The organism is Micromonospora sp. CNZ299 (assembly GCF_002754415.1).
Genome location: NZ_PEFG01000001.1, coordinates 3163337 through 3186173, shown reverse-complemented (window position 1 = coordinate 3186173; position 22837 = coordinate 3163337). Strand labels below are relative to the sequence as shown.

Sequence of the window (22837 nt, the reverse complement as noted above, 5' to 3'; positions counted from 1 at the left end):
GGCAACCCTGTCCGACTGGCCACGCGGGGATCAGCTCCCCGACGTCACCGGGGTTCCGGTGATCGCCAGGTCGGCCATCGTCGTCCAGGGACCCCGGGCGCCAGCCTCGCTCAGTGCCCGCAGCCGCACGTACCGGCCGCTGCGGAAAGCGCCGAACGGCACCACCTTCTGCGTCGACGTGTCGGCGAACGTCCCCGACGCCACCGGGGTGCCCCAGTTGCTCGGGCTGTCCGAGACGTACACCTCGTAGCGGCCGATCCGGCCGTTCACTCCCCCGTCCTGCCGTGGCAGGTACCGCAGCCCATCCATCCGGTACGTGGCACCCAGATCGATCTGGATCTCGTGCGGCAGGGGTGCGGCCGTCGACGACCAGGCGGTGTGCCAGAAGGTGGCCGGGTTACCGTCGAAGGCGTTGGTGGCAGCGCCGTTCTCCGCGCTGGTCTCCTCGCTGTCGGCGTACACGAGGCGCCAGCCGTCCCTCGGGATCGGCGGCGGCGTCGTACTGGTGCCGGCGACCGGCAGCACGGCGCCGTCGATCCGGGTCTGGAACGCGGTGTTCCGCGCACCGGCCTTGATCCACAGAACTCCGTCCGCGTAGAACCATCCGCTGCTGGCCGAGTCGTAGGCGGCGCGCGTGCTCAGCGGCGGCAGCGTCCGGCCGGCGACCGTGACCGCCTGCGGAGCACCCGCCAGGTGCACGCTGAACTCGTAGGACCGCGACGACGGCTTGCCGGCGTACGTGCCGGTGGAGGCGCCCACGTCCACGGTGACCGTTCCGGTGCCGGACGTCGGCGCCGTCATCTGGACCTGCTGGGTGGCATAGGCCCCGGTCCGGTACGCGCGGGTGATGCCGTCGTCCTCGTAGAGGGTGAAGCTCGACGCGCCGCGCGGATACAGGTCGTAGGTGAGTGTGGAGACCGGTTTCTCGCCGGTGTAATTCATCTGCGGCCACATCGGCACGATGGAACCGCCCTTGACGAACAGGGGCAGCCGGTCGAGCGGTGCGGCGTACCCGTTCAACGTGAGTGGCCCCTGGTACACCCGCCCGGTCCAGTAGTCGGTCCAGGTGCCGGCCGGCAGGTAGATGCCGTCGCGCAACTCGGTGTCGGAGACCACCGGCGCCACGAGGAAGGCGTCGCCCGCCATGAACTCCCCGGCGGTGGCGTTGCCGCGGGCGACCGGGTCGTTGGGATACTCCAGCACCAGGGCCCGGGTCGCCGGCACGCCGGTCACGCTGGCCACGCGGCTCATCGTGTAGTGGTACGGCATCAGCCGCATCTTGAGCTGGAGGTACCTGCGGTTGATCGACAGGTACGGCTCGGCATAGCGCCATGGCTGCTTGTCCTGGTAGCCGGGCGCCGGGTTGGTCGCGCCCCAGCCGGACATCGTCATGAAGGCCGGCGTGAACGACTTCCACTGCAGGTCCCGCACGTAGGTGTTCGGGCTGCCGCCGAAGATTCCGTCGACGTCGCCGGTGGCGTAGTTGAAGCCGGACAGCCCCGCGCCGGCTACGGCCGGCACGGTCCACCGCATGTCGTCCCACCGGCCGTACGTGTCACCGGTCCAGACAACGGCGTTGCGCTGGCTACCGGCCCAGCCGTCGACGGTCCACACGTAGCGGCGCGCGTCGGAGTTCCGCTCGATGCCGTCCACCGCCTGTTGCACACCACGGAACGCGTCGCGGTATCCGCCGCCCACCCAGGCGACGTCGGTCTTCACGCCGCGCGAGCCGGCGGTGCCGACCTCCGAGTCGATGGACCCGAGCCCGGTGGATGTCCACAGACCGGTCTGGAAGCCGAGTGCCTTGGCGCCCGCCACTGTCGACGGCAGGTCGGTGTAGCCGCAGCCGTACCCGTCGTTGGGCAGGAACCACCCGGACGGCATGTTCTTGGCCCGGGCTTCCCGCGCGTATGCCAGCACGTCGGGAGTCCGCTGGTGCCCGGCCCGGTTGTGGTCGCCCTGGTAGGTGGGGTTGGACGCGTTGAAGCAGTCGGCGTTGCCGAGTTCGAGGCCCCACATCGGGCTCAGGAACGGCTTGCCGGTCACGTCGGTGTACGCGCCGAGCACCGCCTTGAGCGAATCACCCACGAAGTAGTACGCGTCGAAGCGTTCCTCGTTGTGGGTGGTGGTCACCGGTGCGGTGAAGCCGTAGGAGCCGGCTGCCCAGGTGTTGCGCAGGACGCCGTAGCCGTTGGTGGACAGGTAGAAGGGCGCCGGGCTGGCGTTCGTGTTCTCCCGCCACTGGTTGTCCACGGCGATGGGCACCGTCTTGTCGCGGAGCGCCCACTCGCCCAGCCGAAGGCCGGTGCCGTAGAACTGCTCGTCCGCGTCGCGTACCAGCCGCTGCGTGGTACGGCCGGCGGACCAGTCCAGCGGTTGTGCCTCCCGCCAGACCGGCCGCCCGTCCGGGCGGAGGACCTGCATGGTCAGGGGGTTCTTGTTGATCCGGATGACCACGGCCGCGGTGGTGATGCGGAAGGCGGTGCCGTCGTCGGTCACCGTGCTGGCGACCCCGCCGAAGTCGGTCCGTACGGTGATCTCGTTCGCCGCCGGCTCGGTGAACGAGCCGTTGGGTGCCGCCCAGACGCGGAAGATGTCCGCGCGTGTCAGCGTCAGCCGGATGCGGGCGGCCGTGTTGGTGGCGATGGTGTACGTGTTCCCGGCCCGCGTGAGGCCGGTGGCGCTTCCCGGTGTGCCGGCATGAGCGGGTACGGCTTGCAGCATCGCGGCGAGCAGGATGAGGGCCACCACGGCGGCCCGGACGGCGGTGCGGGGGCGGCGGAACGCGGGCAGCGATGACCAGATCATCGATTTCTCCCGGTGTGGTGAGGGGTCGACGCGGCTCCAGACATTCACGAGGGCCGATAAGCAGGGATGCTGCACCCACTTGACTCAAGATGCAAGAAATCGGCGACGATTTCGCATCGAGTTCCATCTTTGCCGTCGGGCGACGCTCGTCAGACCCGCACCACCTTCACCCCGGCCTGCTCGACGAGGCTCACCTGCTCCGGATCCGCCGCCCTGTCCGTGATCAGGGTGTCGATGTTGCCCAACGGACAGATCCGGTTGAAGCTCCGGCGGCCCAGCTTCGAGGCGTCCGCCACCACGATCGTCCGCGCGGCGCTGGTCACCATGACGTGGTTGACCGCCGCCTCGCCGTCGTTGTGCGCGCTGGCGCCGTGCTGGTGGTCGATCGCGTCCACCCCCAGCACGACCACGTCCAGCGCCACGGACGCGAGCATCGTCTCCGCGATACGGCCGACCAGCTCGTACGACTGCGGCCGGGCCGTCCCACCGGTGAGCACCACCCGGATGTGCGGCCGCACGATGAGTTCGTGGGCGATGTTCAGCGCGTTGGTCACCACCGTGTTCGTCGTCGTCTGCCCGTTCGGGTCGGTGCGCAGCGCGAGAGCCCGGCCCACCTCGGTCGTCGTGGTGCCCCCGTTGAGCCCCACCGTGCTCCCCGGCGGAACCAGTGCGACGGCTGCCGCGGCGATGCGCTGCTTCTCCGATGCCTGCCGGACCGCCTTGTAGCGCAGCGGCAGGTCGTAGGACACGTTCGTGACGACCACGCCGCCCCGGGTACGCGTCACCAACTGCTGCGTGGCGAGCTCGTCGAAGTCACGTCGGACGGTCGCCGTGCTCACACCCAGCTCGCGGGCGGTGGACTCGATGTCGAGCTGACCCTCGACCGCGACCATCTCCAGGAGCCGGTGCCACCGCTCGCGCTGGTTCACGTCTCACTCCGGTCGCTCGGCCCGCCCATGCGCCCATCCTTGCATCCCTGATGCAAAGTTCCGTACCGCACCACGGCGGAGCGGGCCCGGGAGCGCGGGGTGGACACCGCGTCTTGAGCCGTGCCGGTGAGGGCCGGTAGGTGACCTCTGCGGTCGCCGCACCGCAGCCGGTCGCCCGCCCGGCCCTCACCGTCCCGGCCGGACCGCTGGTCCGGCCGGTGTCATGTCGCCCCGGGCATCAGCTCGGGGTGAGCCGCCAGTGCTGGGAGGCGCTGCCGGTGTCGCTCTGCTGCACGATGGCGGCACCGTCGGTGGTCGCCCCGCCGGCCACGGCGAGGACCTTGCCGGTCTGCACGTTGACGAGTTTCACGAAGTCACCGGAGGCGGTGACGACCCGCCACTGCTGGTTGCCGCCGCCGGTCGCGGTCCACTGGATGACCCGCGCCCCCTCCGCCGTGGAGCCGGCCTCGACGTCCGCCAGCAGCCCGGAGTTGACGCTGGTCATCGTGGTGACGCCACCCACCGCGCCAGCCATCAACCACGCCTGGTTGGTCCCGCCGTTGGGTGTCCACTGGATCAACTGCACGCCGGTGACCCGGGACAGGTCCGGCACGTCGAGGGCCTTGCCGCTGGCCCGGTTGACCACCGTGTGGCGGACGGCGCCCGACTGGCCGCTCAGTGTGGCCTCGAAGGAGATCGGCTGCGCCTGCACCTGGTGCAGGTCGAAGACGACGATCTCGTTGGCCCCCACCCGCAGCCACGGCGCCGGGCAGTAGAGCCGCTGCTGTGGCCCCACCTTCCAGTAGCGGCCGAGGTTACGACCATTGACCCAGACCACGCCCTTGGTCCACCGGGACATGTCGAGGTACGTGTCGCCGGTCTGGGTGAGATTCACCGTGGCCTTGAAGAAGATGCCGGGCCGCGAGCTGTTGGTGATCACCGGACGGAGGCCGGCCACGAACGCCTCGTCGACGGGCAGCAGGTGGGTCTGCCAGTTGGTCAGCGTGCCGGTGAGGGTGCCCGCGTCGACGAGCGACACCCGTTCCGTGATGCCCTTGCGGTCGACCAGGGCCTGACCGAAGTTGTTGCGGCCCATGCCCTCCACCAGGATGTCGAGCGTGGGACTGCCACTGGCCGAGGTCTTCAACGCCAGCGGCGCGTCCTGCACGGTCACCCCGAGCGGGGTCGTGTAGGCCGCCGGGAGGTTGCTCCGGGACAGACCGCCCTGGTAGACGCCGTCGAGGAACACCGTCGCGTAGTCGCGCACCGACCTGATGTCCAGCGTCGCCCGGGTGTAGCCGGGCAGGACCCGGCGGTACAGCATGAAGCCGGAGTTCTGGCCGTACATCTCCATCGGTTGGGGGTTCGTCTGCGTCGACAGCGCGGCGGGCAGGTTGTCCCACAGCGAGGCGTACGGCGTCGGCACCACCGCCTGACCGCCGGTACGCACGATGGTGGGGTTCGGCGCGGGCACGGCCGGCAGCGTCACCCCGAGGGCCGTGCCGATGATCTCGCGGTAGGTGGGGTACAGCCGCGACGGGCCGCCCTGTTCGTTGATCGGCGCGCCGTAGTCGTAGCTGGTGATGTCCGCCTGGTAGCCGGTCCCGTTGTCGGCGGCGTTCGCGCCTGCGGAGTACCCGAAGTTCGTTCCGCCGTGGATCATGTAGAGGTTGAACGACAGCCTGCCGGCCATCAGGCCCCGCAACTGGGTGGAGATGTCGGTGTTCGACCCGGCGAAGCCACCGTCGCTCCAGTGCGTCAACCAGCCCGTGTAGAGCTCGCCGGACATGGCCGGGACGGTCGGGAAGGACTGCCGGGCTGCGGCGATGGCCGCCGCGTCACCACCGCTGAGTGCGATCGCACCGCCGGTCACGACCGTTCGGTTGCCCTGCACCTGGCCGAGCCCGTCCTCGGTGTAGAACGGCCCGGTGATCCCGGCGGCCAGCCACAGTTGCCGCAGTTCCTCGAGATAGACGGCGTCGCTGCCGTACGACCCGTACTCGTTCTCGATCTGGACCATCAGGATCGGCCCACCGTTGGCCACCATGAGCGGCCTGACCTGCGCGGCGAGCGCGTTGACGTAGCGCGTGACGGCCGCCATGTAGTTGGGGTCGGAGGCGGTGCGGACCCGCAACCTGATGTTCGGGTTGCGCAGCAGGTACGGCGGCAGACCACCGAGGTCCCACTCGGCGCAGACGTAGGGGCCGGGACGCAGCAGCACGTACATGCCCTCGGCCTGACACAGCCGGATGAAGCCGGCGATGTCCCGCCGGTCGGTGGTGAAGTCGAAGACGCCCGGCCGTTCCTCGATGTGGTTCCACATCACGTAGATGGCGATCGTGTTCATGCCCATCGCCTTGGCCATCTGGATCCGGTGGCGCCAGTACTGCACCGGGATGCGGGACGGGTGCATCTCCCCGCTGCGGATCTGGAACGGCTGACCGTTGAGCAGGAAGTTGCTGCCATCGGCGGAGAACCCGAAGGTCTGTGCCGCGGCCGCAGCACTGGCCGGGCCGCCCGACGCCAGCATCGCCGCGAACGGACTGAGCACACCCAGGGTGAGGAGTTGGCGCCGTTGCATGGTGTCTCCTTCGGACAGGCATCGTCGGCACGCAGGCGGCGGCCGAGGGCCGGGACGGGCCTGGTCGCCAGCGCGTCGACAATGATCGATGTAGAGCGAGCCTGCCAGACGCTGCAACAAGATGTAAATATCTACGCGGGTTTTGCATCTTCGATCATCTATGCCGGCAACTGAGCCCTGCACACCCGCACCTGGCAGCGGTCTCGGCACCCGAGCGTCGATCTATTGACGAGCCCGCCCGGCGCCCCTTAGCGTCTTGGACGTCAGATATCCGACGTCTTATGGCTAAGTTCTCCGTTCATCACCCCCGTCCCCGGAAGGACATCCCCCGTGTCTCCTGTCCGAGCACTACCGCGCCGAGTGATAGCGGTCGTCGCCGCCGTCCTCGGCGTGGCCGCGATCCTGCCCGCCACGCCAGCTCACGCCGCCCCCGCCGGTGTGAGCGCGACGGCCAGCGCCGACTGCACGACCGGCCGGCTCAACCTGCGGCTCACCAACGGCAGCAGCACCTCGCAGACCTTCACCGTCACCTGGCCGGGCCGCACCAACTCCCCCTGGACCCGCACGGTCGCCGCCGGCAGCAGCAGTAACGAGCTGTACTGGACACTGCCGGCGGGCACGGCGTACACGCTGCGCACGACCACGCCGACCGGACTGGACGACACCTCCGCCGGCATCTTCCACTGCGGCACCGGCATGTCCGCGGTCGCCAGCTACGACTGCACGGCCGGCCGGCTCCAGCTCGCGGTCGAGAACCGCACCACCACCGCACGGGACTTCACAGTCGCCTGGCCCGGGCGCACCGGATCCCCGTGGACGCGCACCATCGCCGCCGGCGGCAACTACCTGCACTACTGGACGGTCGGCGCCGGCACCGCGTACACCCTGCGGGTCACCGCCCCCGGTTTCGACAGCACCCTGCGGGGAACCGCCGGGTGCGGCCTGGCCGCCGGCACCCCGCAGATGAACGCCACGACGGTCATCAGCACGCAGTCCGTCATCCGCAACCTCAACGGGCCCAACGGCCGCTACGACGGCACCTCCGCCTCGGTCCGCATCCCGGGCATGGCCGTCACCAACAACGGCACCGTCATCGCCGTCGCCGACGCCCGGGTCAACGGCTCGTACGACCTGGGTGGCGGCACCAACAACATCCAGATCGCGATGACCCGCAGCACCGACGGCGGTCGCACCTTCGACCAGCCGCGCATCATCCACGCCCCGGCCACCACGAGCGAGGGAGCGGGTGACCCCAGCCTGCTGGTGGACCGCAAGACCGGCGTCGTCTACTGCTTCTACACCTACTCCCCCAGGCCGGGCATCAGCTTCTGGTCCGGCTCATCCGGTCTCAACACCGCGAACGACCCGAACAGCATGCACCTGCAATACATCACCAGCAGGGACAACGGCGCCACCTGGAGTGCCCCGGTCGAGCTGAACCCGACCATCAAGGTGCCGACGTGGCAGCAGGCGTTCTTCTCCTCCGGTCACGGCATCCAGAGCAGCACCGGGCGCCTGATCCAGCCGTTCGTCTACCGGGACGGCGCGGGTCTCACCCAGACCGGCAACATCTACAGCGACGACAACGGCGCGACGTGGAAGCGCGGTGGACCCGCCGGCGGGAACATCAACGAGAGCAAGGCGATCGAGCGTGGCACCGGGGCGATCGTGCAGAACATGCGGCACAACAGCACCCGTAGCCGGTTCTACTCCACCTCCACCGACGGCGGCGCGACGTTCGGCCCGGCCACGGCCAGCGCCCTGCTGACCGATCCGCTCTGCAACGCCGACGAGATCTCGTACCTGCGCCCGTCGGAGCTGGGCACGAACGGCGCGCCGGCGCGGACCCGTACCGCGCTGTTCAGCAACAACGCGGCCCCGGCCGCGCGCAACGACCTCACGGTCCGGTTGTCCACCGACGACGGTGCGAGCTGGCCGGCGCGGGCACTGGTCAAGCCGGGCGGCGCGGGCTACTCCACGATGGCCGTGCTGAACGACGGCACGATCGGCAACCTGTACGAGGTGGGTAACACCGGAGGCATCTTCTTCGCCCGCTTCACAGTGGACTGGGTCAAGGGCGCCTGATCCGCGAAACTCCCGTCCCCGGCGCCGGCACCACGCCGACACCGGGGACGGCCCTTTCCCCGGCCACCGCTCAGCCGGCATCGTCGATGGTGCGGATCACCTCCCCAGCGTGCCGGACCAGGTCGACGTGCACACGAGCGGTGAGGAGAGCTCATCCCGCTGCGACATGACCTCATGTTGCCGGGCACGGGATCGAGCGGTCAACGGTCTTCCAGCAGATGAGACTTTCGCCGCTGCCGATGTTACGGAGTGCCCTCAGCAGCGTTTACCGTGCTGCAACACCTATCTGTTGGATAGAGATTCGACTACGCGGCGGAGCACTGTCCAGGACGGACATTGAGAGGGTTTCAAAAGTTGTCGGTTCGGGCATGTTCGATCTCGACACGGCAGGGAACGGTGACGAGGGGAGACCTCCGATGGGCCTCATGTTTCGCAAGCGCAAGAAGTACGGTCCGATCATCCTGAACTTCACCGAGAACGGCTTCTCCTCGTGGAGCATCAAGATCGGTCGCTGGTCCTGGAACTCGAAGGCCAAGGCGCACCGGGTCGACCTGCCGGGTCCGCTGTCTTGGAAGCAGGACAAGTCCCGGTCGTAATCATCCCGGGAGTCGAGCGGGGTGCCGGTGATTCACCGGCACCCCGCTCGGCGTCTGTGGGGGTGCGGGATGCTCAGCGCGCCAGGGCGATGATCTCGTCGCCGGCCAGCCGGCCAGCGTCGCGGTCGCGCCGCACCTCACCCGCGTCGAGCAGGTCGGCGAGCGCCCGGTTGGCGTCGGCGGCACGATAGACGGTCGCGGTGAGGGTGTGCCGGCGCAGTTCGGTGACCGGCCGCGACCCGCCCTCGCGCAGCTCGGCCAGCAGCTCGCGGATCAGTGGTTCGAGGTCGGGATCGCCGGCCACGTCGACAGTCGCGCCCATCGGGTCGGCCGGGTCGCGGTAGCGCACGTCGAGATCCGCGCCGATCGCCCAGAGCGCGTCGCGGACCGCCTCCAGGCTCCGGTCGGAGCGGCTGCCGAATGCGATCACGCCGGCCCCGTTGCCGTCCGGCAGCACCGGCGCCACCTCGGCGACCAGGGGGAAGCCGGCGGAGACGAGCGCGTCACGGGCGCTGTCGCCGGTGTGCAGCAGCAACTCTCCGGTGCGACCGTTGGTCGCGGCGGTGAGCAGTTTCGGCGTCACGGCGCCGGGCAGGTCCACGAAGGAGAACAGCGGGGCACCAGCGGCCCCGGCAGCCTTCACGGCGACCGGAAGCCGGTATGGGTCACCGGGCAGCAGGTGCACGGTGACCTCGGCGGGCAGCTCCGCCTCGATCGGGCCGAGCAGGGTCGGCAGGTCGGCGGCGCCGTCGGCCAGCACCAGCACCGTCACCTGCCGGCCGCGCACCTGGTCGCCGTGCGCGGCGACCAGGCGTAGCGCCGCCTCCGCGCTGCCCGGGGTCGTGCCCGCGAGTGCGACGGTGGCGCGCCGGGAACGGTGCAGGGCCGCGGGCAGCCAGGTCGTCAACTGGCGGACCAGCAGCTCGCGGAGGAAATCAGTGGTCCGGTCGGTCGGCATCGGTCCGTTCTACCGTACGACCGATCAGGCCGGGACGGAGATCCCCACTCCGCCCCTGGTCTGCCCGCCGTAGCGCTGCCGCTCGGCGTCCAGGTCGAGCCGACCGATCTGCTTGCGGGCGGCCAGCGCGCTGTCGTCGAGCAGGTCGGCGGGGATCAACCAGACGATCTCGAACTCCAGACCGTCCGGGTCCTTGCCGTAGAGGCTCTTGGTCGTGCCGTGGTCGGAGGTGCCGGCCAGCGCGCCGGCGGCGGCGAGTCGCTCGGCGGTGGCGGCCAACTCGTCGAGAGTGTCCACCTCCCAGGCGAGGTGGTAGAGGCCGACGGTGGCCCGGCCGGCGGTCGACCGACCGGCGGCGGCACCGATCTCGAACAGGCCGAGGTCGTGGTCGTTGGTGGAGTCGGGGGCCTGGAGGAAGGTGGCACCCCGGAAGCCGTCCGGGGTCATCGCCACCGGGCGGAAGCCCAGCACGTCGCTGTAGAACGCGACACTGCGGGCGAGGTCACTGACGTAGAGGACCGCGTGGTTGAGCCGGTGGATACCCATGACCCGAGACTAGCGCGGTTTGGTTGAACGTTCAACTACAGGGGATATGATGGCTGTCATGACCCGCTGGCTGGACCCCGACGAGCAACGCACCTGGCGCGCGTACCTCACCGCCTCCCGGGTGCTGATGGACACGCTCGACCGCGAGCTGCAACGCGAGGCGGGCATGCCGCACGCGTACTACGAGATCCTGGTCCAACTCTCCGAGGCCCCCGGCCGCCAACTGCGGATGAGCGAGCTGGCCCAGGCCGCCGGCTCGTCGCGCAGCCGGCTGTCGCACGCCGTGGCCCGGCTGGAGGCCGCCGGCTGGGTGCGCCGCGAGGAGTGCCCCACCGACCGACGAGGGCAGATCGCGGTGCTCACCGACGAGGGTTTCGCCACCCTCGCGGCCGCCGCGCCCGGCCACGTCGAGGGGGTACGACGGCACCTGTTCGACGCGTTGAGCCCCGCCCAGGTCGACCAGCTGCGCCGGATCAGCGAGACGTTGGCCGAGCACCTGACCGGATCCTGACCAATCGACACCGGCGCGGGTCTTGTACTTACCGTCGTCGGATGAGCACGATGGGGCGTGTCTTCCGGCTTCGGCGAACTGACTGATCAGGCGCACCACCTCGTGTCGGCCGGTGATCTGGCCGGCGCGCAGCAGTTGCTCTCCGACGCGCTCACCGACGCCGACCCCCGCCCGGCCAACGCAACCGGAGAGCTGGCCGAGGCGGCCAGCCTCCAGGCGCGGGTGCTGGTGGCTCTCGGTGAGCCGCACTCGGCCCGGGGGTGGGCCGCGTTCGCGTACGCGGCCACCACTCGACTGCACGGCCGCTCCGACCCGCGCACCGTGGCCGCCGCGGCGACCCTGGCCGCGGTGCTGCACCGGGTCGGCAGCCATTCGAGGGCCGCCCGGCTCTACCAGGAAGTCATCATCGAGCTGACCGCACAGGACGGTCCGGAGTCGCTGCGGGTGCTCGCGGCGCACGCCGACCTGGCCACCGTCGAGTACGCCCGCGGGCAGTGCACGGTGGCCCGTGACCGGCTCCAGGATGCCTGGGAGCTGCACCGCGAGGTGTACGGCGACGGGCACCCCAGCGGCATCAAGATGCTGGCGCGGCTCGGTGCGATGCAGCGGGACTGCGGGCAGTTCGCCGAGGCCCACGACAACCTGGCACTGGCCCGCGAGCTGTGCCGGCAGCACCTGCCCGCCGACGACCCGCTGGCGGCACAGGTGGCGACGCTGGCCCGGGCGGCGGCCAACCCCGACCATGCCTGCGCCGACGACCCGCCCACGGCCCGGGACACCCCGGTGGTGCCGGCTGCCCGTGTCCCTCCGCACCGCGACGGCCCGGCCGACTCCGACTCCGACTACGACCCGCCCGCGCCTCCCCCGCACCACACCGGGGCGGCGGCGGGCGGCGGATCCGTTCCGAACCCCCGGGTGCCCGCCGACGAACCGGTCGGGCCGGCGGGCACCAGATGGCCACCCGAACCGGCGAGCGAACCTTCGTCGTACACCACCGACACCCCGGTGCCCCCGTCCGTGGTCGGGCTGGCCGACGGCACGGAGGAGCAGTCCGGGGTGTACAGGCTGCGCCGGGCCGACGCGCACCCGCCGTCCGACCCGTACGAGCCGTCCGACCCGTACGCGCCACTTGAGCCGTACACACCGTCCCGGCTGCTGCCGGTGCCCGTGCACCGGGTGCCGTCGGCGCAGCGCAAGCGGCTGGTGCCGGTGCTGGTGGCCGGCGTGGTCGTGGTCCTGCTCGGCGCCGCCGCCGTGATCGCCGGGGTGGCCCAGGTCGACGGCGACGACGAGCCGGCCCCGCCCCCGGCGAGCGGCTCCCCCAGCGCCACCTCACCGGCCAGCACCGCCTCACCGGCCAGCACCGCGCCCGCCTCCACCGGCACCCCGCCGCCGTCGGCTGGCCCCACGGCACCGCCCGGCAGCCCGCCCGGCGCGGTGACGCTGCGCGACAGCCGGGACAGCATCGCGCTGAACTGGACCTACCCTGCCGGCAGCGAGGGCCCGGTGGTCATCGCGGGTGGCCGGACCGGCCAGGAGCGCAACGTCTTCGCGACGCTGCCCGCCGGCACCACCAGCTACGTCATCTACGCGCTCAACCGCACCAACGACTACTGCTTCACGGTCGCCGTCGTCTGGTCCACCGACACCGTCGCCAGCTCCGAGCAGGTCTGCACCCGCCGCCGCTGACCCGCCAGGCACGCCCCGCCGACCACGCCCTTGCCGGCCAAGCTCCGCCGGCCCCGCCGTGCCGACCTCACTCAGCGTGGCTTGCCCACTGACGAGCCTGCCGTGACATTGCGTTACCTCCGGCGCACCCAGCCAGACATCCCACCCCGCCTTTGCTCTGCATACCTCGATGCACCACCGCGGACGAACAGCCGAGACGTCGCGGCAGCCGCTTCGACAGGCATCGGCGAGGTATCACGCTAAGTAGCTGTCGCGTCCGCGGGTGCAGAGCAAAGGGGTGATCGGTGGGTGGGTGGGGGCAGGCTCACCGTCACGGACCGTCAATCTGTGGCCCAGGGCCGTCCTCGCCCGGAAACGCCGGCAGCAGCAGACACACTCGCAGCCCGCACTGCTCCGGCGCGTCGGTCAGGCTGATGCTGCCGCCCGCACGTCGCACCAACTCCCGGACGATGGCCAGCCCCAGGCCGGCACCCCCGTCGTCGCGGGCCCGTCCGTCATCCAGCCGGGTGAACCGATCAAAGACCCGCTCCCGGTCCGCGACCGGGATCCCCGGGCCGTCGTCGGTCACCGTCACCAGGTGGTACGCCCCGGAGCCACGCCCGTCCGTCGACGCCGCCTCGGCGGCGAGCACCACACTGCCGTACGCGTGCCGGACCGCGTTGTCGACCAGGTTGGCCAGCACGCGCCGCAGCTCGTCGGCGTTGCCGGTCGTCCAGAGCGGGCCCGGCGGCGGCGTCAACCGAACCGGCGGCGACGGGTAACGGGCGGCGACCTCGGCCAGCAGCGCGCCCAACTCCACCGGGCCGACGCCCCGGGTCGGTGGCGCTTCGTCCAGGCGGGCCAGCAGCAGGAGGTCGTCGACCAGCCGGCTCAGTCGCTCGGTGTCGGTGAGCAGGTTGGTGGTGACGGCCGTCCAGTCCGTTCGGTCGGCTAGACGCTGGGCCACCTCCAGCTCGGTCCGGATGTTGGTCAACGGACTGCGCAGCTCGTGTGCGGCGTCGGAGACGAACGCCCGCTGGCGGATCCGCGCCGATTCCAGCCGGTCCAGCATGCCGTTGAGGGTGACCGCCAACCGATGGATCTCGTCGGCCGACGCAGGCACCGGCAACCGGCCGGCGCCGGCCCGCCCGGTGATCTCCTCGGCGCCTCGGCGGAGCGCCTCGACCGGGCGCAGGGTCGCGCCCACCACCCGCCACGCCACGGCGGCCAGCACGGCCACCAGCAGGGGGAACGCCACCAGCAGGATGGTCCGGACGACGTGCGCGCTGTGCCGCACGTCGGCCATCGAGCGGGCGACCAGCACGGTGAGCGGGTCGGCCGCGGTGCCGGCGGGCACGGTGACCACCCGGACCGGACCGGCGAGCCCGACCCGCTCGGCCGGCACGTCCAGGCGCTGGCGGCGGTCCCGGTCCAGCCGCTCCGGGCGGACCATCGGCACCAGCCGGTCGGCGTCGATCGAGGCGGCCCTGATCCGCCCCTGCGCGTCGACGACCTGGACGCGGACCTGGCCACCGGCCACCGGCAGCGGGTCGGGCAGCACGTCCTCGGCGGCGAGCAGGGCGACCGCGTCGGCGGTCCGGAACGCCTCGGTGTCGACCGTCCGCTGGAGCACGAAGCCGAGCGCGCCGAGCAGCACCACCCCGCCCAGGGCGAGCCCGATGGTGAGGCCGAACACTCCGAGCGCCATGAGCCGCCCCCGCAGCCCGAGCACCGGCATCCAGCCGAGCCACCCCCGGCGGGCACCCACCGGGGCGTCGCTGGTCACGTCGCCAGCCGGTAACCGGCGCCCCGGACCGTCTCCAGCCGGTCGCGGCCGAGCTTGCGGCGCAGGTAACCGACATACACCTCGACGGCGTTCGGCGCGGTCTCCACGCTCGCGTCCCAGACGTGGTCCAGCAGCTCGGTCTTGGAGACGACCTGGCCGGGCCGGCGCATCAGGTAGTCCAGCAGCGCGAACTCCCGCGCGGTCAGGGTCACCTCGTCGTCGGCCCGGGTCACCCGTCGGCGGGCCGGGTCCAGTCGCAGGTCACCGACCGCCAGCACCGCCGGGCGTTCCGGCGCGCCCCGACGCAGCAGCGCCCGCAACCGCGCCAGCAGCACCACGTACGAGAAGGGTTTGGTCAGGTAGTCGTCGGCCCCGCAGTCGAGGCCGTCGGCCTGGTCGTACTCGCCGTCCTTGGCGGAGAGCATCAGCACCGGCAACCAGTGCTGCTCGGCCCGCAGCCGCCGGACCAGCTCGTAGCCGGAGAGGCCGGGCAGCATCACGTCGAGGATCATCGCGTCGTACCCGCCGTGCCGGGCCGCGTCCAGGCCGGCCGGACCGGTCCCCGCCACATCCACCGCGAACCCCTCCGCCTGGAGGCCGCGTTGCAGGGCGGCCGCCAACCGGGCTTCGTCCTCCACCACCAGCAAGCGCACGGTCCAAGGGTGCCACCCGGGTCAAACGTGCTGGTCCGGCGTCCTCAGCACCCTCACAGGGCACAGGGGGGAGGATGTGCGGAGGAGGTGTCACCATGTCCGTTCTGAGAAGCCGTCCCGTCCTTCGTTGGCTGGTCCCGGCCACTGCTGCCGTCGCCGTCATCGGCGGGGGCGCGGCGATCGGCACGTTCGCCGCCGAGGCGGAGCCGAGCCTGCCACCGCGGACCGCGGCCCAGCTTCTGGTCGATCTGCAGACCTCCCGGCTGGAGGGGCTGTCCGGGACCGTCGTGCAGCGCGCCGATCTCGGCCTGCCGCCTCTCGTCGGGCTGGTCTCCGGCAACGAGCTGACCACCATGCTGACCGGCACGCACACCCTGCGGGTCTGGTATTCCGGCCCGGATCAGCAGCGGGTCGCGCTGCTGGACACCCTGGGCGAGCAGGACGTGATCCGCAACGGCCGGGACGTCTGGACCTGGCAGAGTCGCAGCAACACCGCCAAGCACCTCACGCTGGGCGGCGAAGCCGGCGCCGGAAAGCCGGTCCCCGAGCCGGCGGCGACCATGCCGGCCACCCCGCAGCAGGCAGCCGACCTGGCGTTGGGCGCGATCGACCCGAGCACCGAGGTCAGCGTCGGCCGGTCGGCCACGGTCGCCGGCCAGGACGCCTACGAGTTGGTGCTCCAGCCGCGCGACAAGGACTCGCTGGTGCACCAGGTGCGGATCGCCATCGACGCCAAGCAGCACGTGCCGCTGCGCTTCGAGGTGCTCGCGAAGGGCAGCGACCGGCCGGCGTTCGAGATGGCCTTCACGCAGGTCGACTACCGCCGCCCGGACGCCGACCAGTTCACGTTCAACCCGCCGCCCGGTGTGACGGTCACCGAGGAGAAGGCGGAGCGGCCGGCCGCCGGCCCGGGTGCCGGCAAGCCTGGCCACGCCGCACCCTCGGGTGACCCGCAGGTGCGTACGGTGGGCTCCGGCTGGACGACCGTGCTGGTCGGCCGCCTCGACGGGCTCGAAGGCGGCCCGAAGACCTCCGCGAAGCCGGCTACGCCACCGGCCGGCTCGCCGGACGTGGACATGTCGAAGCTGCTCGGTGGGCTGCCGGCGGTCAGTGGTGACTGGGGCAGCGGTCGGCTCTTCAGCAGCAAGCTGTTCAGCGTGCTGCTCACCGATGACGGCCGCGTGCTCGCCGGAGCCGTCACCCCGGAGCGGCTGTACCAGGCCGCGCGCGGTTGATCCACACGGTGTTCGCGCCGGGTCGACCTGACGGTCGGCCCGGCGCTTCGCTGCGGTGGACGCCCGGTCAGCGGGCGGAGGTCACGCCGAGTGCGGTGAGGTAGGCGTCGGCGAGGACCGCGTGGCCGGGCAGGTGCGGGTGGACCCGGTCGTCGGCCCAGCGCGTCGCCGGGCTCACCGCCAGCACCCGGTCGAACGCCGCCTGGTTGGCCACGTGCACCGCGTCGAACTCGGTGGCCAGCCCCGCCACGACCGCCGCGTACCGGTCCGTGTCGGCGCGTTGCGGGACGCTCCGGTCCGCCTCGATGAAGAACGGGTCACCGAGGATCAGTCGGCAGCCGGTGGCGGCAACCGCCCGACGAAGCAGGTCGCGCAGGGTGCGCTCGTACTCCTCGATGCCGACTGCCTCATCCGGCCGGTCACCGTAGTGCCGCCAGATGTCGTTGATGCCGATCAGCACCGCGAGCCAGTCGGGGCGCTCGCCGATGGCGTCGTCGTCCCACCGGGCGGCCAGGTCCCGCACCGTGTCGCCGCCCACACCCCGGTTGACCCACGACAGGTCCAACTCGGGGTGCCGTGCGCCGACCAGGGCGCGCACGAGGCTCACGTATCCGCTGCCGTAGGGCGCGGCGACGTCGCGTCGACCACAATCGGTGATGCTGTCCCCGATGAAGACCACCCGTTGCCCGGTCCGCAGGATCATCCGCCGCCACCTCGCGATCACCGGCGCGCCGACCCGTCCGGCTTGGTGAGAGCCGACGCAACGCGCTATCTTCAACAGTTCGAGGACACAAAAAAGAACGGCTAAAAGCCGTTCCTGCAAAGGATTCTAATCTTTAGGGAGACGGCTTGTCAAGGCACTCCGGCGGTTCCGGCGAATTGCCGCTCGACGACGAGATCGGTCGCGAGCAGGAGTACGTCTCGATGCTCTACGACCGGCTGGACGGGCTGCGTGAGCAGGCCGCCCACCGGCTCACCGCCGAGCTGCGCAACACCGGCGGCACACTCCAGGACCGCTCGCAGCGCGACAGCTCGGTAGCGATGTACGCCGATCAGGTCGAGCAGTTCTCCGCCGTGGAGAATGGGCTCTGCTTCGGCCGCCTCGACGGTGACGACGACTCCCGCCGCTACATCGGTCGGATCGGCATCTTCGACACCAGCGGTGACTACGACCCGCTGCTCATGGACTGGCGGGCTCCGGCAGCGCGCCCGTTCTACCTCGCCACCGCCGCCAACCCGCAGGGCGTACGCCGGCGCCGGCACCTGCGCACCCGGCAGCGCAAGGTCACCGGCCTGAACGACGAGGTGCTCGACATCGACACCGCCGCACCCGGCGGCCACGAGGAGCTGACCGGCGAGGCGTCCCTGCTCGCCGCGCTCAACGCGGGCCGGACCGGCCGGATGCGCGACATCGTCGAGACCATCCAGGCCGAACAGGACCAGATCATCCGCGCGGAGCTGCCGGGCGTCATGGTGGTCCAGGGCGGCCCCGGCACCGGCAAGACCGCTGTCGCGTTGCACCGGGCGGCGTACCTGCTCTACACCCACCGACGCGAACTCTCCAGCCGGGGCGTGCTGTTGGTCGGCCCGAACGCGACCTTCCTGCGCTACATCTCCCAGGTGCTGCCGACGCTGGCGGAGACCGGCGTGCTGCTGCGTACCCAGGCTGATCTCTTCCCGGGCGTGAGCGCCCAACGGACCGAGCCGGCCGAGACCGCGGCGCTGAAGGGCCGGGCGGTGCTCGCCGAGGTCCTGGCGCTGGCCGTGCGGGACCGGCAGTGGGTGCCGGACGAGCCGCTGGAGATCGAGGTCGAGCGGGAGACGCTGACCCTCGACCCGGAGATCGTGCGGGCCGCCCGGGACCGGGTACGCCGCGTCGACCGCCCGCACAACCTGGCCCGCGCGTTGTTCGACGTGGAGATCGTGCACGCCATCGCCGACCAGGTGGCCGAGCGGATCGGCGCCGACCCGCTGGGCGGGGACAACCTGCTCGACGAGGCGGACCGGGCAGAGATCCGCCGCGAGCTGCGCGAGGAGACGGAGATCCAGGCCGCCCTGGACCGGCTGTGGCCGGTGCTCACCCCGCAGCGGCTGCTCGCCGACCTGTACGCCGATCCGGAACGCATCGCCGCCGCCACGCCGATGCTGACCGAGGACGAGCGGGCGCTGCTGCGGCGGGAGCCGGGTGGGTGGACGCCGGCCGACGTGCCCCTGCTCGACGAGGCCGCCGAGCTGCTCGGCGAGGACGAGCGGGCCGCGGCCGCCCGGCGGGACCGCATCCGCATGATGGAACGGGAGTACGCCGAGGGCGTGCTGGAGATCGCCCGGGGTTCCCGCTCGATCGACGTCGAGGACGAGGCCGAGGGCGGTGAGATCCTCGGCGTCACCGACCTGATCGACGCGGACCGGCTGCTGGAGCGGCAGGAGGAGGCCGACCGCCTCACCACCGCGCAGCGGGCCGCCGCCGACCGGACGTGGGCGTTCGGCCACGTCATCGTGGACGAGGCACAGGAGCTCTCACCGATGGCGTGGCGGCTGCTGATGCGCCGCTGCCCGAGCCGGTCGATGACGATCGTCGGGGACGTCGCCCAGACCGGCGCGCTCAGCGGCACGCCCTCCTGGGCGGACGCCCTCGCCCCGTACGTCGCCCAGCGGTGGCGGCTGACCGAGCTGACGGTCAGCTACCGCACCCCTGCCGAGATCATGGCGGTCGCCGCCGAGGTGCTGGCGGAGATCGACCCGGCGCTGCGTCCGCCGCGCTCGGTGCGGGAGAGCGGCGTACCCCCGTGGGACCGCGCGGTGCCCGACGAGCGGTTGGCGGCGGAGCTGGTCGCCGAAGCCGCCCGCGAGGCGGCCCGGTTGACCGAGGGTCGGCTCGGCGTGCTGGTGCCGGCCGGCCGGGTGGGTGAGTTGGGTGCGGCAGTGACCGCGGCCCTTCCGGAGGCCGCCGTGGGCGAGCACCCGGAGCTGGAGAGCCGGGTCGTGGTGCTGACCGTGGCGCAGGCCAAGGGGTTGGAGTTCGACTCGGTGCTTGTCGTCGACCCGGACCGGATGGTGGCCGAGTCGCCGCGTGGACGCAGCGACCTGTACGTCGCGCTCACCCGAGCCACCCAACGCCTGGGCATCCTGCGCCCCGCAAGCTGATCCCCCACGGCCTCCCGGCCGCCCTGCGTCGATCATGAGGTTGGCGTGGACTGTGATCTACGACAGCCACGCCAACCTCATGATCACGGCGGGGTTCCGCTCTAGTCGCCGGCGTGATCCTGGGTGGACTTGGCGGGTCCGGTCGCGGACGTGGACTGGTCGCTGGTGCTCCCGCCCATCGGGGTGCTCAGACCGCCGGTGGTGGCGTCGCCGGTCGTGGTCGGGGCGACCTTGCCCGGGTGTCGCTCCGGCTGCCGGGCCACCCTGCGTACGCTCGCCGGACCGGCGGTGCCACCGGTGGTGGTCACCGCGCCCTGCCCGCCGACCGGGCCGCCGTCGCGCAGCACCTGCGGATCGATCCGTTCGTGCGCCGGGTCGAACGGGTCGTCGCGCTGAATCTCGCTCAGCACATCGGTGCGGGGCACCGTCACCTCTTCGACGGCTCCCTTGCCGTACACACCTCCGGCGATCCGATCCTCGGCCTGGCGGGCGGCGTCCTGCCGCATGTCGTCCTCACGCACGATCATCACCTCGCAGAAGCTGTGGAACTGACTGCGTGCCCGGCCACCAGCCGACCAAACCCGGCGTGACCGGGAGGTCGTCCACGGCGGTTCACCGTCGCGCCGCCCACTGGCCGCCTGCCCGCAGTCCGAGATGTCCATGCTGTCCGGCGACCGGTGGGAGATGCCCGCCGGCAGAGGGGATGACAGCGTGCGCACAGTACGCCGTACCGCCGTCGCGGCCCTGGTGGCCGCGACGGTGACGACCGGGTTCGCGGTGCCCGCCCAGGCGAAACCGCGACCGGACCGGACATTCGACGTGCAGGCCCACCGGGGCGGCCTCGGGCTGCGGGTGGAGAACACCCTCGCCTCCTTCGGCAACGCCCTCCAGCTCGGGGTGACCACCCTCGAACTGGACGTGCAGATCACCGAGGACGGTCAGGCCGTCGTCACCCACGACCGGAAGATCAGTGGCGCCAAGTGCGTCGACACCGCCGCGGTGACGCCCGGCGACCCGGAGTTCCCGTACGTCGGGAAGTACGTCAACACGCTCACCGTGGCCCAGGTGCGCTCGCTGGACTGCGGCTCGAAGACCTTGGCGGACAAGCCCGGCCAGCTCGCCGTCCCGGGTGCCCGGATGCCGTTGCTGCGTGAGGTCTTCGCGCTCGTCAACCGCTATCGGGCGAAGGACGTGAAGCTCAACGTCGAGACCAAGGTGGAGGCGGGCGCGCCGACCGAGACCGCGCCCCGAGACCAGTTCGTCCGGGTCACCGCAGCCGAGATCCGCGCCGCCGGGCTGCTCAAGCAGGTCACCATCCAGAGCTTCGACTGGGGCGCGCTGATGCGCATGCGCCAGGTCGAACCGAAGTTGCCGCTGGTCGCCCTGACCAACTACGACTTCCTCCAGACCGGACAGCCGGCCGCCTCGCCGTGGCTGGGCGGGCTGGACATCGACGACTTCGGCGGCGACCCGATCAGGGCGATCCGCAGCTTCGGCGCGAGCGCCTTCTCACCGGTGCACGGCTTCCCGCAGAACGGCACTGTCACCGACCCCGGCTACCAGCCGTACGTCACCAGGGAGATGGTCGCCCAGGCGCACCGCTACGGGATCAAGGTGATCCCGTGGACCGTCGACGACGTGCCGACCATGGCGAAGCTGATCGACGACGGCGTGGACGGCATGATCACCGACTACCCGGACCGCTTGCGTGGCCTGCTGGCGCAGCGCGGCTACCGGCTGCCGAAGGCGTACACGGCGCCGTTCGACATCCAGGCGCACCGCGGCGGCCGGGCCACCCGGCCGGAGAACACCCTTCCGGCCTTTTCGAACGCGTTGTCCAACCGGGCCATCTCCACGCTGGAATTGGACACCGGCGTGACCGCCGACGGCAGGCTCGTGGTGCTGCACGACCGCACCGTCAACGGGTCGCACTGCGTCGACACCGCCCCGCTTCGCCCGGGAGACCGGAAATTCCCGTACGTCGGCAAGCCGGTGCACGAACTGACCCTGGCGCAGCTCAAGACCGTCGACTGCGGCACGAGGACGCTGCCCGAACTGCCCGCGCAGGTGCCCGCACCGGGTGCCCGGATCCCGACCCTGGACGAGGTCTTCGCCCTGGTGAAGGCGAGTGGTCGCACCGACATCGGAATGAACATCGAAACGAAGATCAGCCCGGTGGTGAACGACACCCAGCCGTACCGCAGCTTCACCCGCAAGCTCGTCGACGCCATCCAGCGCGCCGGCTTCACCAACCGGGCCACCGTCCAGTCGTTCGACTGGCGCACCATCACGTACGCGCGGCAGCTCGACCGGCGGATCGGCACGGTCGCGCTGGTCTGGCAGTACGGCCCGGCCGAGTGCACGTCCCTCGCCGACGAGTGCTCGTTGCAGGCGGTGTACGGGAACCCGTCGGTGAAGAGCCCGTGGACCGGTGGACTGGACTGGTGGAAGCACCAGGACCTGGGCGAGCTGACCCGGGCCGCCGGTGCGGGCGCGGTCTCGGCCAACTGGCAGGTGCACGACCCCAAGCAGGGCACTGTCGCCTCGGCGGACTGGTACCTGCGGGAGAACCCGGCGTACTTCCACGGACCGGACGTCCGGACCCTCCAGACGCGTGACGAGCTGAAGGTGATCCCGTACACCGTCGATGACGCCACGGTCATGCAGCGCGTGGTCGACCTCGGCGTCGACGGCATCATCACCGACGACCCGGACCTGTTGGTGAGCGTCGCGATCCGCAACGGCCTGCGCTGACACGCCCACCCAACTGATCGTCGGCCGGATTTTCCGGCCGGCGATCAGTGTTACCTGCTCCCCGGCCTCGGGTAGTCGGGGGTTGTCCCCGCCACGAAAGCGAACCGTGCCGTGGCCGAAACGCGGTAGCGGGGCGAGGGAATGCAGGTACGACTCATCGCATCCTGAGGAGGACCAGATGAGCACGCAGGCTGCTTCCACCCGGCCGATGAACCGGCCGACGAACGACCCGCAGAACCCGGCGTCGAACCGGGACATGCCCACCCAGCAGATGCCGGTCATGCGCGACGGGCATCGCAACGACATGCAGGCACCTGGTACGGAGACCAAGCAGGCGTTCAAGACCACCGAGTTCTGGATCTACCTGATCGCGGTGGCCGCCGTACTGGGCGCGTCGCAGGTCGTTGGGCGGAACTCCGCCGGTGTGGACATCTTCCGCGCCGACAACGCCTGGTTCATGATCACCCTGCTGACGCTGGGCTACCTCGGTAGCCGGGGCCTGGCCAAGGCCGGCAGCAACTGGCGCAGCGGTGAGGAGCGCAAGGCCCGCCACTAAGCGGGTAGCGCGAGCACAGCGCACGAT

At 71.2% G+C, this 22837-nt stretch carries 17 protein-coding genes; 8 read left to right on the top strand and 9 right to left on the bottom strand.

The genetic code is table 11. The features are described from left to right. Positions 1-30: 30 nt before the first annotated feature. The 3 genes from CLT68_RS15050 to CLT68_RS15040 form a co-directional block, all read right to left on the bottom strand. Positions 31-2808, bottom strand: coding sequence for a discoidin domain-containing protein (locus CLT68_RS15050; RefSeq protein ID WP_486482174.1), 2778 nt, complete (start codon positions 2806-2808; stop codon positions 31-33). A 149-nt stretch (positions 2809-2957) separates the two neighbouring features. After that, positions 2958-3737 carry a DeoR/GlpR family DNA-binding transcription regulator gene (locus tag CLT68_RS15045; protein ID WP_099851606.1) on the bottom strand — a complete coding sequence of 260 codons (780 nt, stop codon included), beginning with the start codon at positions 3735-3737 and terminating at the stop codon, positions 2958-2960. 238 nt (positions 3738-3975) lie between these two features. Further along, complete coding sequence (locus tag CLT68_RS15040; protein WP_158240884.1) at positions 3976-6318, bottom strand: beta-galactosidase; 2343 nt, start codon at positions 6316-6318, stop codon at positions 3976-3978. 330 nt (positions 6319-6648) lie between these two features. On the opposite strand from CLT68_RS15040, the gene CLT68_RS15035 reads away from it, so the two are divergent. Next, positions 6649-8403 carry an exo-alpha-sialidase gene (locus tag CLT68_RS15035; protein ID WP_143743188.1) on the top strand — a complete coding sequence of 585 codons (1755 nt, stop codon included), beginning with the start codon at positions 6649-6651 and terminating at the stop codon, positions 8401-8403. Between the two features lie 416 nt (positions 8404-8819). Next, positions 8820-8999 (top strand): DUF4236 domain-containing protein, encoded by a 180-nt coding sequence (locus CLT68_RS15030; RefSeq protein ID WP_053653605.1) that lies wholly within the window; start codon positions 8820-8822, stop codon positions 8997-8999. A 73-nt stretch (positions 9000-9072) separates the two neighbouring features. Here the strand turns inward: CLT68_RS15030 and CLT68_RS15025 are convergent, their stop codons facing one another. Together CLT68_RS15025 and CLT68_RS15020 are read right to left on the bottom strand one after the other, a co-directional pair. Further along, positions 9073-9957: a hypothetical protein gene (locus CLT68_RS15025; protein ID WP_099851603.1), complete on the bottom strand. Its 885-nt coding sequence runs from the start codon at positions 9955-9957 to the stop codon at positions 9073-9075. Between the two features lie 24 nt (positions 9958-9981). Next, positions 9982-10503: a VOC family protein gene (locus CLT68_RS15020; protein WP_099851601.1), complete on the bottom strand. Its 522-nt coding sequence runs from the start codon at positions 10501-10503 to the stop codon at positions 9982-9984. 49 nt (positions 10504-10552) lie between these two features. On the opposite strand from CLT68_RS15020, the gene CLT68_RS15015 reads away from it, so the two are divergent. Continuing rightward, a complete protein-coding gene (locus CLT68_RS15015) occupies positions 10553-11014 on the top strand; it encodes a MarR family winged helix-turn-helix transcriptional regulator (RefSeq protein ID WP_088951553.1) in 462 nt (153 codons plus the stop codon). 57 nt (positions 11015-11071) lie between these two features. Then, positions 11072-12703: a tetratricopeptide repeat protein gene (locus tag CLT68_RS15010; RefSeq protein ID WP_099851600.1), complete on the top strand. Its 1632-nt coding sequence runs from the start codon at positions 11072-11074 to the stop codon at positions 12701-12703. A 310-nt stretch (positions 12704-13013) separates the two neighbouring features. Here CLT68_RS15010 and CLT68_RS15005 read toward each other — a convergent pair whose 3' ends face one another. Together CLT68_RS15005 and CLT68_RS15000 are read right to left on the bottom strand one after the other, a co-directional pair. Next, positions 13014-14390 carry a sensor histidine kinase gene (locus tag CLT68_RS15005; RefSeq protein ID WP_099857174.1) on the bottom strand — a complete coding sequence of 459 codons (1377 nt, stop codon included), beginning with the start codon at positions 14388-14390 and terminating at the stop codon, positions 13014-13016. 74 nt (positions 14391-14464) lie between these two features. Next, complete coding sequence (locus CLT68_RS15000) at positions 14465-15121, bottom strand: response regulator transcription factor (protein ID WP_088946934.1); 657 nt, start codon at positions 15119-15121, stop codon at positions 14465-14467. A 95-nt stretch (positions 15122-15216) separates the two neighbouring features. On the opposite strand from CLT68_RS15000, the gene CLT68_RS14995 reads away from it, so the two are divergent. After that, positions 15217-16356: a sigma-E factor regulatory protein RseB domain-containing protein gene (locus CLT68_RS14995; protein ID WP_099851598.1), complete on the top strand. Its 1140-nt coding sequence runs from the start codon at positions 15217-15219 to the stop codon at positions 16354-16356. A gap of 67 nt (positions 16357-16423) precedes the next feature. Here the strand turns inward: CLT68_RS14995 and CLT68_RS14990 are convergent, their stop codons facing one another. Beyond that, on the bottom strand, positions 16424-17059 hold the full coding sequence (locus tag CLT68_RS14990) for an SGNH/GDSL hydrolase family protein (RefSeq protein ID WP_099851597.1): 636 nt from the start codon (positions 17057-17059) through the stop codon (positions 16424-16426). 146 nt (positions 17060-17205) lie between these two features. Here CLT68_RS14990 and CLT68_RS14985 point away from each other — a divergent pair, with 146 nt between their 5' ends. Then, positions 17206-19500 (top strand): ATP-binding domain-containing protein, encoded by a 2295-nt coding sequence (locus tag CLT68_RS14985; RefSeq protein WP_099851595.1) that lies wholly within the window; start codon positions 17206-17208, stop codon positions 19498-19500. A gap of 101 nt (positions 19501-19601) precedes the next feature. On the opposite strand, the gene CLT68_RS14980 is transcribed toward CLT68_RS14985, so the two are convergent. Then, positions 19602-20021, bottom strand: a complete 420-nt coding sequence (locus tag CLT68_RS14980) for a hypothetical protein (protein WP_099857172.1) — start codon at positions 20019-20021, stop codon at positions 19602-19604. Between the two features lie 190 nt (positions 20022-20211). Here CLT68_RS14980 and CLT68_RS33775 point away from each other — a divergent pair, with 190 nt between their 5' ends. Together CLT68_RS33775 and CLT68_RS14965 are read left to right on the top strand one after the other, a co-directional pair. Further along, positions 20212-22254, top strand: a complete 2043-nt coding sequence (locus CLT68_RS33775) for a glycerophosphodiester phosphodiesterase family protein (RefSeq protein WP_158240883.1) — start codon at positions 20212-20214, stop codon at positions 22252-22254. A 178-nt stretch (positions 22255-22432) separates the two neighbouring features. Further along, a complete protein-coding gene (locus CLT68_RS14965; RefSeq protein WP_099851592.1) occupies positions 22433-22810 on the top strand; it encodes a hypothetical protein in 378 nt (125 codons plus the stop codon). The last annotated feature ends 27 nt before the right edge of the window (positions 22811-22837 follow it).

Excerpts from the sequence above, each read along its gene's own strand:
- CLT68_RS15015 (WP_088951553.1), top strand. The coding sequence starts at position 10,553 with ATGGCTGTCATGACCCGCTGGCTGGACCCCGACGAGCAACGCACCTGG.
- CLT68_RS15025 (WP_099851603.1), bottom strand. The coding sequence starts at position 9,957 with ATGCCGACCGACCGGACCACTGATTTCCTCCGCGAGCTGCTGGTCCGC.
- CLT68_RS15050 (WP_486482174.1), bottom strand. The coding sequence starts at position 2,808 with ATGATCTGGTCATCGCTGCCCGCGTTCCGCCGCCCCCGCACCGCCGTC.
- CLT68_RS14995 (WP_099851598.1), top strand. The coding sequence starts at position 15,217 with ATGTCCGTTCTGAGAAGCCGTCCCGTCCTTCGTTGGCTGGTCCCGGCC.
- CLT68_RS15005 (WP_099857174.1), bottom strand. The coding sequence starts at position 14,390 with ATGGCGCTCGGAGTGTTCGGCCTCACCATCGGGCTCGCCCTGGGCGGG.
- CLT68_RS15020 (WP_099851601.1), bottom strand. The coding sequence starts at position 10,503 with ATGGGTATCCACCGGCTCAACCACGCGGTCCTCTACGTCAGTGACCTC.
- CLT68_RS14990 (WP_099851597.1), bottom strand. The coding sequence starts at position 17,059 with ATGATCCTGCGGACCGGGCAACGGGTGGTCTTCATCGGGGACAGCATC.
- CLT68_RS14965 (WP_099851592.1), top strand. The coding sequence starts at position 22,433 with ATGAGCACGCAGGCTGCTTCCACCCGGCCGATGAACCGGCCGACGAAC.
- CLT68_RS15040 (WP_158240884.1), bottom strand. The coding sequence starts at position 6,318 with ATGCAACGGCGCCAACTCCTCACCCTGGGTGTGCTCAGTCCGTTCGCG.
- CLT68_RS15030 (WP_053653605.1), top strand. The coding sequence starts at position 8,820 with ATGGGCCTCATGTTTCGCAAGCGCAAGAAGTACGGTCCGATCATCCTG.